General features: G+C 38.5%; 18 protein-coding genes and 3 pseudogenes. 19 read left to right on the forward strand and 2 right to left on the reverse strand.

The window, feature by feature from the left end; all coding sequences use genetic code 11:
* Positions 1-15 precede the first annotated feature (15 nt).
* Positions 16-1,272, reverse strand: a complete 1,257-nt coding sequence (locus tag RRU92_RS04640) for an ISL3 family transposase (RefSeq protein WP_315640803.1) — start codon at positions 1,270-1,272, stop codon at positions 16-18.
* Between the two features lie 229 nt (positions 1,273-1,501).
* On the opposite strand from RRU92_RS04640, the pseudogene tnpA (RRU92_RS04645) reads away from it, so the two are divergent.
* The 6 genes and pseudogenes from tnpA (RRU92_RS04645) to RRU92_RS04670 all read left to right on the forward strand — a co-directional run bounded on the left by tnpA (RRU92_RS04645) (position 1,502) and on the right by RRU92_RS04670 (position 4,492).
* Positions 1,502-1,971 (forward strand): annotated as a pseudogene (tnpA, locus tag RRU92_RS04645) (IS200/IS605 family transposase).
* A 327-nt stretch (positions 1,972-2,298) separates the two neighbouring features.
* Positions 2,299-2,520: a leucocin A/sakacin P family class II bacteriocin gene (locus tag RRU92_RS04650; RefSeq protein WP_248034707.1), complete on the forward strand. Its 222-nt coding sequence runs from the start codon at positions 2,299-2,301 to the stop codon at positions 2,518-2,520.
* Positions 2,520-2,816, forward strand: coding sequence for a bacteriocin immunity protein (locus RRU92_RS04655; protein ID WP_248034706.1), 297 nt, complete (start codon positions 2,520-2,522; stop codon positions 2,814-2,816). Before RRU92_RS04650 ends, RRU92_RS04655 begins: the two co-directional genes overlap by 1 nt.
* A gap of 685 nt (positions 2,817-3,501) precedes the next feature.
* The gene (locus RRU92_RS04660; RefSeq protein ID WP_315640804.1) at positions 3,502-3,741 is read left to right on the forward strand and encodes a ComC/BlpC family peptide pheromone/bacteriocin; all 240 of its coding nucleotides are present in this window, start codon (positions 3,502-3,504) and stop codon (positions 3,739-3,741) included.
* A complete protein-coding gene (locus RRU92_RS04665; protein WP_315640806.1) occupies positions 3,738-4,058 on the forward strand; it encodes a role in replication in 321 nt (106 codons plus the stop codon). Before RRU92_RS04660 ends, RRU92_RS04665 begins: the two co-directional genes overlap by 4 nt.
* 29 nt (positions 4,059-4,087) lie before the next feature.
* Positions 4,088-4,492 (forward strand): immunity protein, encoded by a 405-nt coding sequence (locus tag RRU92_RS04670; protein WP_315640807.1) that lies wholly within the window; start codon positions 4,088-4,090, stop codon positions 4,490-4,492.
* Between the two features lie 148 nt (positions 4,493-4,640).
* On the opposite strand, the pseudogene tnpA (RRU92_RS04675) reads toward RRU92_RS04670, so the two are convergent.
* A pseudogene (tnpA, locus tag RRU92_RS04675) lies at positions 4,641-5,155 on the reverse strand (IS200/IS605 family transposase).
* A gap of 328 nt (positions 5,156-5,483) precedes the next feature.
* Between tnpA (RRU92_RS04675) and RRU92_RS04680 the strand changes: the two are divergent.
* The 13 genes and pseudogenes from RRU92_RS04680 (at position 5,484) to RRU92_RS04740 (ending at position 16,215) form a co-directional block, all read left to right on the forward strand.
* Positions 5,484-5,720 (forward strand): Blp family class II bacteriocin, encoded by a 237-nt coding sequence (locus RRU92_RS04680; protein ID WP_206284146.1) that lies wholly within the window; start codon positions 5,484-5,486, stop codon positions 5,718-5,720.
* 19 nt (positions 5,721-5,739) lie between these two features.
* The gene (locus tag RRU92_RS04685) at positions 5,740-6,144 is read left to right on the forward strand and encodes an immunity protein (RefSeq protein ID WP_206284145.1); all 405 of its coding nucleotides are present in this window, start codon (positions 5,740-5,742) and stop codon (positions 6,142-6,144) included.
* A 159-nt stretch (positions 6,145-6,303) separates the two neighbouring features.
* Entirely contained in the window at positions 6,304-7,272 is a 969-nt protein-coding gene (locus tag RRU92_RS04690) for a thioredoxin domain-containing protein (RefSeq protein ID WP_248034702.1), read from the forward strand.
* 52 nt (positions 7,273-7,324) lie between these two features.
* Positions 7,325-7,923, forward strand: a pseudogene (locus RRU92_RS04695) (CPBP family intramembrane glutamic endopeptidase).
* Between the two features lie 161 nt (positions 7,924-8,084).
* Positions 8,085-8,879, forward strand: coding sequence for a cell cycle regulator CcrZ (gene ccrZ, locus RRU92_RS04700; protein ID WP_060955302.1), 795 nt, complete (start codon positions 8,085-8,087; stop codon positions 8,877-8,879).
* On the forward strand, positions 8,876-9,511 hold the full coding sequence (gene trmB, locus RRU92_RS04705) for a tRNA (guanosine(46)-N7)-methyltransferase TrmB (RefSeq protein WP_070460207.1): 636 nt from the start codon (positions 8,876-8,878) through the stop codon (positions 9,509-9,511). Before ccrZ ends, trmB begins: the two co-directional genes overlap by 4 nt.
* 126 nt (positions 9,512-9,637) lie before the next feature.
* Positions 9,638-10,117: a ribosome maturation factor RimP gene (gene rimP / locus RRU92_RS04710; RefSeq protein WP_410530774.1), complete on the forward strand. Its 480-nt coding sequence runs from the start codon at positions 9,638-9,640 to the stop codon at positions 10,115-10,117.
* A gap of 42 nt (positions 10,118-10,159) precedes the next feature.
* Entirely contained in the window at positions 10,160-11,296 is a 1,137-nt protein-coding gene (gene nusA / locus RRU92_RS04715) for a transcription termination factor NusA (protein WP_315640808.1), read from the forward strand.
* Between the two features lie 22 nt (positions 11,297-11,318).
* Positions 11,319-11,612, forward strand: coding sequence for an RNase P modulator RnpM (gene rnpM / locus RRU92_RS04720; RefSeq protein ID WP_315640809.1), 294 nt, complete (start codon positions 11,319-11,321; stop codon positions 11,610-11,612).
* On the forward strand, positions 11,605-11,904 hold the full coding sequence (locus RRU92_RS04725; RefSeq protein WP_049504276.1) for a YlxQ-related RNA-binding protein: 300 nt from the start codon (positions 11,605-11,607) through the stop codon (positions 11,902-11,904). Before rnpM ends, RRU92_RS04725 begins: the two co-directional genes overlap by 8 nt.
* 16 nt (positions 11,905-11,920) lie before the next feature.
* Complete coding sequence (infB, locus tag RRU92_RS04730; RefSeq protein WP_315640810.1) at positions 11,921-14,674, forward strand: translation initiation factor IF-2; 2,754 nt, start codon at positions 11,921-11,923, stop codon at positions 14,672-14,674.
* Between the two features lie 251 nt (positions 14,675-14,925).
* Positions 14,926-15,276 (forward strand): 30S ribosome-binding factor RbfA, encoded by a 351-nt coding sequence (rbfA, locus tag RRU92_RS04735; RefSeq protein ID WP_315640811.1) that lies wholly within the window; start codon positions 14,926-14,928, stop codon positions 15,274-15,276.
* Positions 15,277-15,435: 159 nt separating this feature from the next.
* Positions 15,436-16,215, forward strand: a complete 780-nt coding sequence (locus RRU92_RS04740; RefSeq protein WP_315640812.1) for a hypothetical protein — start codon at positions 15,436-15,438, stop codon at positions 16,213-16,215.
* Position 16,216: the final 1 nt, after the last annotated feature.

Here is a 16,216-nt window from a genome sequence, read left to right on the forward strand (position 1 = left end):
GGGTTGAATAAAAAGCTAACATCTGGAGAGGACAATCGTTGTCCTCTCCATTTTTATATTCAGAGCGATGAAAATTCGTTTCTTAAAGTTGTCAAAGTTCCTAAAACCAAAAGCATTTCGTTTGATAAGTTTGATGAGATTATTGGTTGCTTCCAATTTGGCGTTGGAATAAGGTAATTGAAGGGCGTTGACAATTTTCTCTTTGTCCTTGAGAAATGTCTTAAAGACAGTCTGAAAAAGAGGATGAACCTTTTTTAGATTGTCTTCAATAAGTCCAAAAAATTTCTCGGGCTCTTTATTCTGAAAGTGAAAAAGCAAGAGCTGATAGAGATTATAGTGGTGTTTCAACTCTTCTGAATAGCTCAAAAGCTTGCCTAGAATTTCTTTATTCGTTAAGTGCATGCGAAAAGTAGGGCGATAAAATCGCTTATCGCTGAGTTTACGACTATCCTGTTGGATGAGTTTCCAGTAGCGCTTGATAGCCTTGTATTCATGGGATTTTCTATCGAATTGGTTCATAATTTGAACACGAACTCGACTTATAGCACGGCTTAAGTGCTGAACAATGTGGAAACGATCAAGTACAATTATTGCATTAGGAAAAAGCTGTTTAGCTAAGGTATAGTAAGGGCTAAACATATCCATAGTAATGATTTTCACCTGACAACGAACGGCTCGATTGTAGCGCAGAAAGTGATTTCGGATGATAGCTTGTGTTCTTCCCTCAAGAACAGTAATGATATTGAGCTGATCAAAATCTTGTGCGATAAAACTCATCTTTCCCTTGGTAAAGGCATACTCGTCCCAAGACATAATATCTGGAAGACGAGAAAAATCATGCTTAAAGTGGAAGTTGTTGAGCTTTCGAATGACAGTTGAAGTTGAAATGAAAAGCTGATGAGCAATATCAGTCATAGAAGTTTTTTCAACCAACTTTTGAGCAATTTTTTGGTTGATAATACGGGGAATTTGATGATTCTTCTTTACTAGAGGAGTCTCAGCGACCGCCATTTTCGAGCAATGATAGCATTTGAAACGGCGTTTTTTAAGAAGAATTCTGGTAGGCATACCAGTCGTCTCAAGGTAAGGAATTTTAGAAGGTTTTTGAAAATCATATTTCTTCATTTGACTTCCGCAATTGGGACAATGTGGAGCCCCATAGTCCAGTTTAGCGATGATTTCTTTGTGGGTATTCCTATTGATGACATCCATAAATTGGATATTAGGGTCTTTAATGTCTAGTAGTTTTGTGATAAAATGTAATTGTTCCATAGGATTCTTTCTAATGATGGTTTGGTCGCTTTTCATTATAGATCTTATGGGACTTTTTTTCTACACAAAATAGGCTCCATAATATCTATAGGGGATTTACCCACTACAAATATTATAGAGCCAAATAAACCACCCGCTATGCGGGTGCGCGTCGAAGGTTATACCAAAAAACTCCAAACGCGATACAATAAAGGTGTTCAAGCCAATTGTAAAGCGAAAGGAGAAAAATATGGCACAAAAGTCTTATAGTTTATCACACACAAAGTGGCACTGTAAGTATCACATTGTGTTCACCCCTAAGTATAGACGAAAAGTCATCTATAATCAATATCGGAGTAGTTTGGGAGAAATATTTCATCGCTTGTGTAGTTATGAAGGTATTGAGATTATCGAAGGTCATTTAATGCCTGATCATGTACATATGTTGGTAAGTATTCCACCGAGGATGAGTATTTCAAGTTTCATGGGGTATTTAAAAGGTAAAAGTGCACTCATGATGTTTGACAAACACGCCAACCTCAAGTATAAGTTTGGAAATCGGTATTTCTGGGCGGAAGGTTATTATGTGAGTACAGTAGGCTTAATGAAGCCACAATTAAGAAATATATTCAAGATTAAAGAAATTATCCAGTGGATGATTTCTTCACGAGTATGAAAATTTGAGAGCGAGTAAAGCATGATATAGCACTAGATAAATGAAGTGTGAAAGAATATGAGGATCCCTTTAGGGATAGTGGTAAGTAATACTCACGCCTCTTTAAGAGGCAAGTGACGAGTCAGCTTGAACAAGGTAAAAGCCAGCGTCTTTAGGCGCTGGCTGGTAATTGAGCTTATAACCCTGGTGCAAACCACCCGTTAGACGGGTGGTCATGATTAGTTGATTGGGAAGATGGTGCTCTTTGAGTAATTCAAGACGTTTCGATGACAATTCAAGATTTGGATGAAAAAATTTAATAAACAGTGATATACTAAACTTGTCAAAGTTGCAACAGGACAAAAATTAAAAATAAACAAGGAGTATTTACCATGAATACAAAAACGATGGAACAATTTGAGATTATGGATACTGAGATGCTTGCGAGTAAAGTAGGAGGAAAAACAATATATTACGGTAATGGTTTATATTGTGATAACTCTAAAGGTTGCTGGGTAAACTGGCCTGAAGCTATAAATAAAATTCTTACTAATTCTATTGTTAATGGATTTTCAGGTGGGAATGCAGGTTGGAATTCGGGTGGACCTCTATAATGAGAGGGTTAAAGTGGTTTTCTGGTGGGATTGAAAGACGCCGTGAAGCTATCATCATATTAGAAGAACTTATTCAAAATATAAAATGTGATTCTCAACTCCTCCCTTTGAAAGATATATTGATTTCTTACGAATGTGAATTAAAGAAAGGAAGTATATCGATTCCTTATACCCTTAGTCGAATGAACATTGAAATTTCAAATGTATTAATTGAAAATGCGCTACATTTATCTGAAATTCAGTCTAATCAGATAAAAAAATTAAGAGAATTATCTAATATTAGATATGGATACTAGGATATAGTATAGGTGATATGTTAATTATAGTTTATGTATTTCTAATATTTTTATTGTAACTCTGAATTTGAGTGAGAAAATTAAAACAGTGTTGTACTAAATTTATCATGGTTGCAACAGGAAAAAAATTAAAAATAAACAAGGAGTATTTATCATGAATACAAAAATGATGGAACAATTTGAGATTATGGATACTGAATAACTCGAATTTGTAAGATTATGATTCTTAAATATAGTATTATTATCGCTATTAATTTACTGTCTTATTTGCTTACTTACAAAATATCAAAGCTATCTAAGAATGATGAGAATAAGATAGTTAGCAAAATTTTGATTATATTATCAATAGTTTATATAATTGTTGATGTTTTGCTTAGTTGATGGATTTGTAGGAAATAAAAAAACTTAACTACAAACGATTAATTTACTAATATTTTTTCTGCAAGATAATAAATAATATAGTAAAACTTTTTATTGCAAGGAGAGCAGTGAAAATTAAGATATTTTAGATACTCAGGATTATTGAAATCTTAGACTTAAAAATAAGTACTGCTACTTTTAAGAAGATAGTAGACGTCTATACTTTGTTAAGAAAATCAAAAATATATTATTAAAAATAATTCTATTTGTTTATTGAATTTAAGACTTTGGTAAAAAATTGAAAATAAAAAAAGAAGTATTCATCATGAATACAAAAATGATGTTACAATTAGAGGTCATGGATACTGAAATGCTTGCGAAAGTTGAAGGAGGTTTCGGAGATATGCTTTCTGGTTTATTGGGTGGACTAGCACCGTCTCCAACTTTGGATCAATTAAATGGTAAGTGGCCTATTAGACATCCTTCGAAACCATGTAGTCCTTATGGTATAGGGGGAACTCCAAACTCATGTAATGGTATTTTAAAAAAAGGATTGAAGCTATGAAGGCAAAACATGGGAATCAGATTGTTGATGTTTGGGAAATTGGTCAAGCAACCCCTAAACCAAGTTGGGTAGAGGAAGCTTTTCAAAAAAATTATATGGTTTGGTTGGATAATCATGTGCGCATTCTTATGGCGGCTCTTAATACTTCTCTCACAACTAATATCAAGTTTGGTCTGGTTGGAACAGTTGGAGGAGGATTCGCTGGTTATGGTATGTATGTTCTTGGTTACCCAGGTGATTATCTAGATATCACCAATCATAGAGTTGTTTCTGCTAAAACATTTCACAAAAGTTATCGAATTTTAGAAAATGATTAGATATCATTTAATTATAATGGAGTTTAGGTATGAAAAAAATATTTGCTAAAAAACGCAACGTATTTCTAACGAGATTGTTTCTAGGTCAGTTGCCTTTGCTAATCTCTACTTATCTATTTCTCTCTCGTCAATTTTTAAATTTTTCCTTAGTTTACCAATTTATTTTAGTGGTTATCAACTTGACTTCTATTTTGGCTGTTGTTTATCTCACTAGGGAAATGAGAGTGAAAAAATTTGAAGATGATGATTTGGTAAGTCCTAGAACCAATCAACTAATGTTCGTAGGCTTGACATGTTTTATGACTATTATCTGTTTGTATAGAGGTATCACAGCAGTAGAATCCTATCAACAACTAATCGCCTATATTGGAGCTATTCTCTGCTTGATTATTATGCTTTTACTCATTTGGGGCTTGAAGTATTATAAAAAGTAGAGCTTAATCATAACCACCCGTTAAACGGGTGGTTTGTACCAGGGCTATAAGCCCAAATTACCAGCCAGCGCCTAAAGACGCTGGCTTTCACGTTGTTCAAGCCCTATTGCTCCTGACTCGTCACTTGCCTCTTAAAGAGGCTTAGGTATTACTTACCACTATCCCTAAAGGGATCCTCATATTCTTTTACACTCAATTTATCTAGTGCTATATCATGCTTTACTCGTTCTCAAATTTTCATACTCGTGAAGAAATCATTCACTGGATAATTTCTTTAATCTTGAATATATTTCTTAATTGTGGCTTCATTGAGTCCAACCGTACTCACATAATAACCTTCCGCCCAAAAATGACGATTCCCAAACTTGTACTTGAGATTAGCGTGTTTGTCATACATCATGAGTGCACTTTTATCTTTTAATACCCCATGAAACTTGAAACACTTATACTCGGTGGATTACTGACTAACATATGTACATGGTCTGGCATTAAGTGACCCTCGATAATCTCAACACCTTTATAATTACATAATCTATGGAATATTTCTCCCAAACTACTTCGATATTGATTATAGATCACTTTTCGTCTATACTTAGGGGTGAACACAATGTGATACTTACAGTGCCACTTTGTGTGTGATAAACTATGAGACTTTTGTACCATGGTTTTCTCCTTTCGCTTTACAATTGGCTTGAACACCTTTATTGTATCGCATTTGGAGTTTTTTGGGTATAACCTTCGACGCGCACCTACATAGCGGGTGTTTTTTTGTCTCGCTCCGTGAGGTGCGAGACAGACTGAAAGTCACATAATGAAGTATAAAGGGGTAAGTGTTTTCGAAATACTTACCCTTTTATAATGAAGTTTTTGCAATTCAAGATGTTTCGATGACAATTCAAGATTCGGGTGAAAAATTAAAAAAAACAATGTTATACTAAACTTGTCAAAGTTGCAACAAGACAAAAATTAAAAATAAAAAGGAGTATTTGTCATGAATACAAAAATGATGTCACAATTTGAGATTATGGATGCTGATATGCTTGCTTGCGTTGAAGGTGGAGATATTGATTGGGGAAGAACAATTAGCTGTGCAGCGGGGGTTGCATACGGTGCGATGGAAGGCTACGCTACAACTTATGGCTCAACATTTCTACTTGGGCCATACGCTATAGGAACAGGTGCAATTGGTGCTGTACTAGGTGGAATTGGCGGTGCGCTTACCTGTTAGCATGGGAAAGGAGATAGTAATGAAAAAAATATTTGCAACAAAACGCAATGTTTTCTTAGTGAGGTTGTTGTTCGGACAGATACCTTTGGTTGTTTCTACTTATCTATTTCTATCTCGTCAGTTTTTAAATTTTTCCGTAGTTTTCCAATTTCTTTTAGTAGTTATTAACTTGGCTTCTATTTTGGCTACTGTTTACCTCACTAGGGAAATGAGGATAAGAGAGTTTGAAGATGATGATTTGGTTAGTCCTAGAACCAATCAACTCATGTTCATCGGCTTGACAGGCTTTATGTCTATTATTTGTCTGTATAGAGGTATCACAGCAGCAGAAGCCTACCAACAAATAATCGCCTATATTGGTGTGGTTCTATGCTTGATTATCATGCTTTTGCTCATTTGGGGGTTGAAGTATTATAAAAAGTAGAGGTTAATAAAGTATAAAAGGGTAAGTGTTTTCAAAATGCTTACCTTTTTTAATGAAGTTTTTGCAATTCAAGATGTTTTGATGACCATTTAAGATTTAGATGAATTTGTAATCTTAAATAAGGTAAGATAAATATATCAAATGTAAAGGAGTATTCTTATGAAGAAACAAAAGATAAAATCACTATTACTTGTACCACTTGTATTTGCATCTATTACTACAGGTGTTGCATATGCAGAAGAACAGACTACTTCTTCCTCTATCCAGCCTAATGATAGTTCTGTTGTGGCACCAGATCTGCAATCGGGTACGGAAAATGTTGAGCATAAACCTTCCGTTGTAACTCCCGAAGAGTATGAGCAGAATGTTGCGGAATTTAAAAAGATAGATATTGAAGCCGTTCGTCAATCTTTTACAGAGGATCAATTGGAACATACTATATATTTTGGTAGAAAAACTTGTTCTCATTGTCGTCAATTTTCTCCTGAATTGAAAGAATTTAATAACTTAATTGAAAAGAAGTTAGAATATTATGATTTGGATGGTAAAGATTTTGACGGGGAAGCGAGAGAGTTTCTATTTAAAAAAGTCGGTATTCCAGGAACACCAACAATTTTGTATTTAAGAAACGGACGTCCGATATCTGGATGGGTTGGTGGCGGAGCAACTGCACAACAGGTTTATGATTATATGTACTCGAGAAACTCACCTAAGCAAACGGAAACAGTAGCATCTTCTGAGGATACAGTAACAGAAAGTGTCCGTGATGATAAAACAGGAGAGGTGGAGAATTCAAAGGAAAATTTAACTAATAATAGTGATAGTAGAGAACCATTGAAGAATAATATTCCTCCTTCTAACACTATAACTGTTCAGCCTGAAGATTTGGTAATGACAGATAAGAATAAGCGAGGAGATACATCTAAGACAATCTCTGAAAATACTGATAAGTTACAAACTTCTTTATCCGAAGTTAAGGGGAATGATTCTGCCTCCCAAACCATTCATTTGAGCAAACAATTACTGCCTAATACAGGAGAGGAAGAAAGTTACAATCTATTGCGTATAGCTGTTGCACTCTTAATTACTTCAGGTATGATCAAGTGGAAACAAAGAGTTCATAAATAAAAATTTTTGCCTCCTTATTTTGATCGACTTTTAAAGGAGAGAGGTTGTGCTTATGACTATTTTTAATAAATTTCATGCCTTTTGTTTTGGATTTTTAGTACTAATAATCGTAATTACAGTTCCTTATACGATTAACCATGGGGATTTTTTTCAAAATGAATCTGCATTGATTATTGTAAGTCTTCTTGTAACCGCGCTGAGTGTTTCTTATGCTAGAAAGTTTGAAATGATTTCTTTTGGGATGTTAAGCAAGAAACAACTTTTACTTTTCATTGCAATCTTTCTTCTAAGTGTGCTTGAGACGCTAGTTTATATTCATTTCTTCGCTGTTTCTTCTGGAGCAGGAGCTCAACACTTGGAGGAAGTCAGCAGAGGAATTTCTATGTCTTTGATTTTGACTACCTCAGTTTTTGGACCCATCCAGGAGGAACTCATTTTCAGGGGACTATATTTGAAAATTCTTGGTTAGGGCTTGTGCTAACTTCCTCTCTCTTTTCTTTCATGCATGGACCTTCTAATGTCCCTTCGTTTATTTTTTATCTACTTGGGGGCTTGTTACTGGGCTTTGCTTATAAAAAGAGCCAAAATCTATGGGTTTCTACTCTAGTCCATATGTTTTACAACAGTTGGCCACTCTTATTTTATTTATAAAAATCATGAAAGGTAAGTAGGAGATTGTGCTTACCTTTTTCTTTCTATAATGATAATCCAAACCACCCCAGAGGCTTTTATTTGAGAATCAGGTCGGGACTGGTTGACGAATAGCCTAAAAACTAGTAGAATAGTAAGGAAACTTTATACGGAGGAAAGAAATGGACTTGGGTGATATTGAGCTAACGCTGACCCCTATACCTGGGAAAAGCGGAAAAGCTTATATGGGAAGCTACCCTGATGGGAAGCGCGTCTTTATAAAAATGAACACCTCTCCAATCCTACCTGGTTTAGCCAAGGAACAAATCGCTCCTCAATTATTATGGACTCGCCGTTTATCGGATGGGCGTGATATGTGTGCCCAAGAATGGTTGAATGGTAAAATTTTGACCCCTTATGATATGAATCGCAAGCAGATTATCAATATTTTGAGCCGCTTGCATCGTTCGCGTCCTTTGATGACGCAATTGACTCGTTTGGGCTATTCTTTAGAAACACCTTTTGACTTGCTTCAGGCTTGGTTAAAAGATGCTCCAGAATCCTTGAAAAACAATCAATATCTAAGAATGGTAGTAGAGGATTTGCGAGGAAGCTTGCCAAACTTTAGGGAAGATTATGCAACGATCGTTCATGGAGATGTACGACATAGTAATTGGATTGAGACAGAGAGCGGTCTTATTTATTTAGTGGATTGGGATTCCGTTCGTTTAACGGATCGCATGTTTGATGTAGCGCATATGCTATGTCACTATATTCCAGACTATCAGTGGAAAGAGTGGTTGACTTATTACGGTTACAAATACAACCAGACAGTCATCAACAAACTATTTTGGTATGCTCAGTTATCCTTCTTGAGCCAGATTGCCAAATATTATACAAATGAAGATCTAGAAAATGTCAATCGGGAGATTTATGCCTTGCGTATCTTCCGTGACAAGTATGGAAAGAAGAGATGAGAGTTAGAAATCGTAAAGGGGCAACAGAATTACTAGAGGCTAATCCTCAATATGTTGTCTTAAATCCTTTAGAAGCCAAAGGGAAATGGCGAGATTTATTTGGAAATGACAATCCTATCCATGTTGAGGTTGGTAGTGGTAAGGGTGCTTTTGTGACAGGTATGGCCAAGCAAAACCCTGACATCAACTATATCGGGATTGATATTCAAAAGTCTGTTTTGAGTTATGCCTTGGACAAGGTCTTGGAAGTTGCTGTACCCAATATTAAGTTGTTGTGGGTTGATGGTTCTGATTTGACCGACTACTTTGAAGATGGTGAGATTGATCGCTTGTACCTAAACTTTTCAGATCCGTGGCCTAAAAAGCGCCATGAAAAGCGTCGTCTAACCTATAAGAGTTTCTTGGATACCTTCAAGCGTATCTTGCCTGAACACGGTGAGATTCATTTCAAGACAGATAACCGTGGCTTGTTTGAATATAGCCTAGTGAGTTTTTCTCAATATGGCATGAAGCTCAATGGAGTTTGGTTGGACTTGCATGCCAGCGACTTTGAAGGCAATGTCATGACAGAATATGAGCAAAAATTCTCAAGTAAGGGTCAAGTTATCTACCGAGTTGAGGCAGAATTTTAAGAAAAAGCTTAAAATCAAGCCTTCTGAGTGCTTATGCTTTACATAAGTAGTCAAAAGTGCTATACTGTAAGTAAGAATATGAGAAAGTGAGGCGGGGAAATATCTTCGCCTCTTGCTTATGAGGAGGTGGACGCAATCGCAACTATCGTAGAATTAGTCAGAGAAGTCGTAGAACCTGTCATTGAAGCTCCCTTTGAACTCGTGGATATCGAGTACGGAAAGATTGGCAGTGACATGATTCTTAGTATTTTTGTAGATAAACCAGAGGGAATTACCTTGAACGACACAGCGGACTTGACAGAAATCATCAGTCCTGTCCTAGATACTATCAAGCCAGATCCCTTCCCAGAACAATATTTCCTAGAAATCACCAGTCCAGGCTTGGAGCGTCCTTTGAAAACCAAGGAAGTAGTCGCTGGAGCAGTTGGGAAATACATCCATGTTGGACTTTACCAAGCCATCGATAAGCAAAAGGTCTTTGAAGGAACCTTGCTGGCCTTTGAAGAGGATGAGTTGACTATGGAATATATGGACAAGACACGTAAGAAAACAGTCCAAATCCCATACAGTTTGGTATCGAAAGCACGATTAGCAGTAAAATTATAGTAAAAGAAAGGAAGCTTTTGAAGATTCAAAAGTGAATAGAAGATGAGTAAAGAAATGCTAGAGGCCTTCCGCATTTTGGAAGAAGACAAGGGAATCAAAAAAGAAGACATCATTGATGCAGTGGTGGAATCACTTCGTTCAGCCTATCGCAGACGCTATGGGCAGTCTGACAGTGTAGCCATTGATTTCAACGAAAAGACAGGTGACTTTACAGTTTATACTGTTCGTGAAGTTGTTGATGAAGTATTTGATAGCCGTTTGGAAATCAGCTTGAAAGATGCTCTTGCCATTAACTCAGCTTACGAGCTTGGGGACAAGATTAAATTTGAAGAAGCACCAGGTGAGTTTGGTCGTGTAGCAGCCCAGTCTGCAAAACAAACCATCATGGAAAAAATGCGCAAGCAAACACGTGCTATCACCTACAACACCTATAAAGAGCATGAGCAAGAAATCATGTCAGGTACAGTGGAGCGCTTCGACAATCGCTTTATCTATGTCAACCTTGGCAGCATCGAAGCTCAATTGTCAAAACAAGACCAAATCCCTGGTGAAGTCTTTGCTTCTCACGATCGTATCGAAGTTTATGTCTACAAGGTTGAAGACAATCCTCGTGGAGTAAACGTCTTTGTGAGCCGTAGCCACCCTGAAATGATCAAACGCTTGATGGAACAAGAAATTCCTGAAGTTTATGACGGAACTGTTGAGATCATGAGCGTAGCTCGTGAAGCAGGTGACCGTACAAAGGTTGCTGTTCGTAGCCACAATCCAAACGTGGATGCGATCGGGACAATCGTCGGACGTGGTGGTGCTAACATCAAGAAAATTACTAGCAAATTCCACCCAGCTCGCTACGATGCCAAGAGCGACCGTATGGTTCCAATCGAAGAAAACATCGACGTTATCGAATGGGTAGCAGATCCAGCTGAATTTATCTACAACGCTATCGCTCCTGCAGAAGTTGACCAAGTTATCTTTGATGAAAACGACAGCAAACGTGCCTTGGTCGTTGTGCCAGATAACAAGCTTTCTCTTGCGATCGGTCGTCGTGGACAAAACGTTCGTTTGGCAGCTCACTTGACTGGCTACCGTATCGATATCAAGTCTGCAAGTGAGTTTGAAGCCATGGAAGCAGTAGAACAAGCTGACCAGATAGAAACAGACGAATTGGTCGAAGAATAAAAGCTGATCAGAGGAGGGAAGGATGAAAACTAGAAAAATCCCTTTGCGCAAGTCTGTTGTTTCCAACGAAGTGATTGATAAGCGAGATTTACTCCGTATTGTCAAGAACAAAGAAGGACAGGTCTTTATCGACCCGACAGGCAAGGCTAATGGTCGTGGCGCTTATATCAAGCTAGACAATGCAGAAGCCTTAGAGGCTAAAAAGAAAAAACTCTTTAACCGTAGCTTTAGTATGGAAGTTGAAGAAAGCTTTTATGACGAGTTGATTGCCTATGTCGATCATAAAGTGAAAAGAAGAGAGTTAGGACTTGAATAAGCAAAAAATTGCCAATCTCTTGGGACTTGCTCAACGAGCAGGGAAAATCATCTCGGGTGAAGAGATGGTCGTTAAGGCCATCCAAGACCAGAAAGTAAAGCTGGTATTTCTCGCTCATGATGCCGCCCCCAACCTGACCAAGAAGATTCAGGATAAAAGTCATTATTATCAAGTAGAAGTTATTACCGTGTTTTCAACACTGGAATTAAGCATAGCAGTCGGAAAATCAAGAAAAGTTTTGGCTGTGACAGATGCTGGATTTACAAAGAAAATGAGGTCTCTTATGGAATAGAAGAGGAGGACATGATTTGTCTAAGAAAAGATTGTACGAAATCGCAAAAGAACTTGGAAAAGAAAGTAAAGAAGTTGTAGCGCGTGCAAAAGAGTTGGGCTTGGATGTAAAAAGCCACTCATCAAGTGTGGAGGAAGCAGCTGCTTCAAAAATCGTAGCAAGTTTTAAAACTGCTCCTGCTCCAAAGGTAGAATCGAAACCTGTGGCTCCAAAGCCAGTTGTCACTAAGGAAGAGGCAAAACCAGCAGCAGCTGTTGCTCCTAAAGAAGAAAAAGTGGCACCAGCAAAACCGCAGAGTCGAAACTTTAAGGCTGAGCGTGAAGCACGTGCAAAAGAGCAGGCTGAACGACGCAAGCAAAATAAGGGTAATAACCGTGACCATCAACAAAATGGAAATCGTCAAAAAAATGATAACCGTAATGGTGGTAAACAAGGTCAAGGCAATCGTGACAACCGTCGATTCAATGATCAAGGTAAAAAACAACAAGGTCAGCAAAATCGTGGGAATGATCGTCGTCAGCAAGAGGACAAACGTCCAAATCAGGCTGGACCACGCATTGACTTTAAAGCCCGTGCAGCTGCTCTAAAAGCAGAGCAAAATGCAGAATATGCTCGTTCAAGTGAGGAACGCTTCAAGCAGTCTCAAGCTGCCAAAGAAGCCTTGGCTCAAGCAAACAAACGCAAGGAACCTGAGGAAATCTTTGAAGAAGCTGCTAAGTTAGCTGAACAAGCGCAGCCAGTTCAACCAGTGGTTGAAGTAGCTCCTGCAGCTAAAGAACCTGTAGTGGATACACGTCGTAAGAAACAAGCCCGACCAGACAAAGATCGTGATGATTACGATCACGAAGAAGATGGTCCTAGAAAACAACAAAAGAATCGAAGTAGTCAAAATCAAGTGAGAAATCAAAGAAATAGTAACTGGAACAATAACAAAAAGAATAAAAAAGGCAATAACAAAAATAACCGTAATCAGGCACCAAAACCTGTTACAGAGCGTAAGTTCCATGAATTGCCAACAGAATTTGAATATACAGATGGTATGACCGTTGCGGAAATCGCAAAACGTATCAAACGCGAACCAGCTGAGATTGTTAAGAAACTCTTCATGATGGGTGTGATGGCGACACAAAACCAGTCCTTGGACGGTGAAACAATCGAACTCCTCATGGTAGATTACGGTATTGAAGCTAAACAAAAGGTTGAAGTGGACAATGCTGATATCGAACGTTTCTTTGCTGAAGAGGGTTATCTCAATGAAGATGAACTCGTAGAGCGTCCACCAGTTGTAACGATCATGGGACACGTTGACCATGGTAAAACAACCCTTTTGGATACCCTTCGTAATTCTCGTGTTGCTACGGGAGAAGCTGGTGGTATCACTCAGCATATCGGTGCTTATCAGATCGAAGAAAATGGTAAGAAGATTACCTTCCTTGATACACCAGGACACGCGGCCTTTACTTCTATGCGTGCGCGTGGTGCTTCTGTTACCGATATTACCATCTTGGTCGTAGCGGCAGATGACGGGGTAATGCCTCAGACTATCGAAGCCATTAACCACTCAAAAGCGGCTAATGTTCCAATCATCGTGGCTATCAACAAAATCGATAAACCAGGTGCCAACCCAGAACGTGTGATCGGTGAATTGGCTGAACATGGTGTTATGTCAACAGCTTGGGGTGGAGATTCTGAGTTCGTAGAAATCTCAGCCAAGTTCAACCAAAATATCGATGAACTCTTGGAAACTGTTCTACTTGTGGCTGAAATTCAAGAGCTCAAAGCTGATCCAACAGTTCGTGCCATCGGTACTGTTATCGAAGCTCGTTTGGATAAAGGAAAAGGTGCAGTTGCAACCCTTCTTGTTCAACAAGGTACTTTGAATGTCCAAGATCCAATCGTTGTCGGAAATACTTTCGGACGTGTCCGTGCTATGACTAACGACCTTGGACGTCGTGTGAAGGTTGCAGGCCCATCAACACCAGTATCGATCACAGGTTTGAACGAAGCGCCAATGGCAGGTGACCACTTTGCCGTTTACGAAGATGAAAAATCTGCCCGTGCAGCTGGTGAAGAACGTGCTAAACGTGCTCTTATGAAGCAACGTCAAGCTACTCAACGTGTCAGCCTTGAAAACCTCTTTGATACCCTTAAAGCAGGAGAACTCAAGTCAGTTAACGTCATCATCAAGGCAGACGTACAAGGTTCTGTTGAAGCTCTCTCTGCATCACTTCAAAAGATTGATGTGGAAGGCGTTAAAGTAACTATTGTTCACTCAGCAGTAGGTGCTATCAATGAATCTGACGTGACTCTTGCCGAAGCTTCAAATGCCTTTATCGTTGGTTTCAACGTACGTCCTACACCACAAGCTCGTCAACAAGCAGAAGCTGACGATGTAGAAATCCGTCTCCACAGTATCATTTACAAGGTTATCGAAGAGATGGAAGAAGCCATGAAAGGGATGCTTGACCCAGAATTTAAAGAAAAAGTTATCGGTGAAGCGATCATTCGCGAAACCTTCAAGGTATCTAAAGTGGGAACAATCGGTGGATTTATGGTTACCAGCGGTAAAGTTACCCGTGACTCTAAAGTCCGTGTCATCCGTGACGGTGTCGTTATTTACGATGGTGCCCTAGCTAGCTTGAAACACTATAAAGATGACGTCAAAGAAGTTACAAACGGCCGTGAAGGTGGTCTCATGATTGACGGCTACAATGATATCAAGATGGATGATGTGATTGAGGCTTATATCATGGAAGAAATCAAGAGATAAGATTTTTGCTCCTTTCTTAGGTGGTGAGGGACGCAAGCAAACCGATGGTTTCATTGCTTATTTTTGAGCCTAGAGTCTCAAAAATCCCCAGTGATTGAACTGAATTATCAGTCCAATCACTTTCACCACGGCGAAAGAAGCAGATAAGTTCAAATTGAACTTCGTTTCAATTTGAATTGAAAATCAATAAGTTTAAAAATAGCTAGGTCTGCTGGCCTAGCTTTTGGTTCAATTGAGAGAAAGGAAAAAGCATGGCAAATCATTTCCGTACGGACCGTGTGGGCATGGAAATCAAGCGCGAAGTCAATGAGATTTTGCAAAAGAAAGTCCGTGATCCGCGTGTCCAAGGTGTGACTATCACTGATGTTCAGATGCTAGGTGACTTGTCTGTTGCTAAGGTCTACTACACTATTTTGAGTAACCTTGTTTCAGATAATCAAAAAGCTCAAGTCGGGCTTGAAAAAGCAACTGGCACCATCAAACGTGAACTTGGTCGCAATTTGAAATTGTACAAAATTCCAGACTTAACTTTCGTCAAAGATGAATCCATCGAATATGGAAACAAGATTGACGAAATGCTACGCAATCTGGATAAACATTAAGCAGAAAGAGGGGAAACCCTCTTTTTTGTGTGTCTATAAGTAGGTCATTGTCTAGTCAGATTAGATGAGTAGAAATCAAGAAAATAAATCTTGAAAATATCATTTATTCCATAAATATGATAAGATAAAGCTTGATACGAATGAAAAACGGAGATAGAGATGGCTAAAGAAGATGTGGCGATGCAAGTGTTGCAACAGGTAGTAAAACTTCCTGTCGTCAAAGTGAACCGGTCAAAATTTTTAATGGATAAATTCTCTAAGAAAGTGGCTTCAAAGGATATTCCTAGATTATTGGAAGAAGGGCCGACAGCTTTATTACCTCAGGAAACCTTAGATCAAGTGGCCAATGCCTGTATTAAAGATAATGTTTTACTGGCAAGTGGGACATCTGTTTTGGCAGGTTTTCCTGGAGGTATTGCCATGGCGGTTACAATTCCGACAGATGTAGCCCAGTTTTACGCATTTTCATTAAAACTAGCCCAGGAGCTAGGCTATATTTACGGCTATGATGATCTCTGGGCTTCGCGAAATGAGCTGAGCGAAGAAGCTAAAAATACCCTTTTGCTCTATCTGGGAGTGATGTTGGGAGTAAATAGTGCTGGAGCTCTCCTTCGATCTGGTGGAGTTTCAGTTGCTAAACACGTCATGAAGACAGTTCCCCAGAAGGCTTTAGCTAAGACTTTGTGGTATCCCATTTTAGAAAAAGTTTTGAAAATTTTTGGGGTAAATCTGACAAAGGGAGGTTTTGCTAAAGGGATGGGGAAAGCTATTCCTATCTTAGGTGGAGTCCTATCAGGTGGCTTAACCTTTGCGACCATGAAACCCATGGGAGAAAGATTGCAAAAAGAATTGTCCAAATTGATTAACTACGATGAAGCACAATATCAAAGAGATGTTGCCACTATCCAAAAAGAGGTTGAAATCATCGAAGGAGAATGAC

Source organism: Streptococcus sp. DTU_2020_1001019_1_SI_AUS_MUR_006, assembly GCF_032340315.1.
Taxonomy (GTDB): Bacteria; Bacillota; Bacilli; order Lactobacillales; family Streptococcaceae; genus Streptococcus.

Coding starts and splice junctions, on each gene's coding strand:
- ccrZ (WP_060955302.1), top strand. CDS start 8,085: ATGGACTTGGGTGATATTGAGCTAACGCTGACCCCTATACCTGGGAAA.
- RRU92_RS04680 (WP_206284146.1), top strand. CDS start 5,484: ATGAATACAAAAATGATGTCACAATTTGAGATTATGGATGCTGATATG.
- RRU92_RS04740 (WP_315640812.1), top strand. CDS start 15,436: ATGGCTAAAGAAGATGTGGCGATGCAAGTGTTGCAACAGGTAGTAAAA.
- RRU92_RS04670 (WP_315640807.1), top strand. CDS start 4,088: ATGAAAAAAATATTTGCTAAAAAACGCAACGTATTTCTAACGAGATTG.
- RRU92_RS04690 (WP_248034702.1), top strand. CDS start 6,304: ATGAAGAAACAAAAGATAAAATCACTATTACTTGTACCACTTGTATTT.
- nusA (WP_315640808.1), top strand. CDS start 10,160: ATGAGTAAAGAAATGCTAGAGGCCTTCCGCATTTTGGAAGAAGACAAG.
- RRU92_RS04665 (WP_315640806.1), top strand. CDS start 3,738: ATGAAGGCAAAACATGGGAATCAGATTGTTGATGTTTGGGAAATTGGT.
- RRU92_RS04660 (WP_315640804.1), top strand. CDS start 3,502: ATGAATACAAAAATGATGTTACAATTAGAGGTCATGGATACTGAAATG.
- trmB (WP_070460207.1), top strand. CDS start 8,876: ATGAGAGTTAGAAATCGTAAAGGGGCAACAGAATTACTAGAGGCTAAT.
- RRU92_RS04650 (WP_248034707.1), top strand. CDS start 2,299: ATGAATACAAAAACGATGGAACAATTTGAGATTATGGATACTGAGATG.
- RRU92_RS04685 (WP_206284145.1), top strand. CDS start 5,740: ATGAAAAAAATATTTGCAACAAAACGCAATGTTTTCTTAGTGAGGTTG.
- RRU92_RS04655 (WP_248034706.1), top strand. CDS start 2,520: ATGAGAGGGTTAAAGTGGTTTTCTGGTGGGATTGAAAGACGCCGTGAA.
- rbfA (WP_315640811.1), top strand. CDS start 14,926: ATGGCAAATCATTTCCGTACGGACCGTGTGGGCATGGAAATCAAGCGC.
- RRU92_RS04640 (WP_315640803.1), bottom strand. CDS start 1,272: ATGGAACAATTACATTTTATCACAAAACTACTAGACATTAAAGACCCT.
- rnpM (WP_315640809.1), top strand. CDS start 11,319: ATGAAAACTAGAAAAATCCCTTTGCGCAAGTCTGTTGTTTCCAACGAA.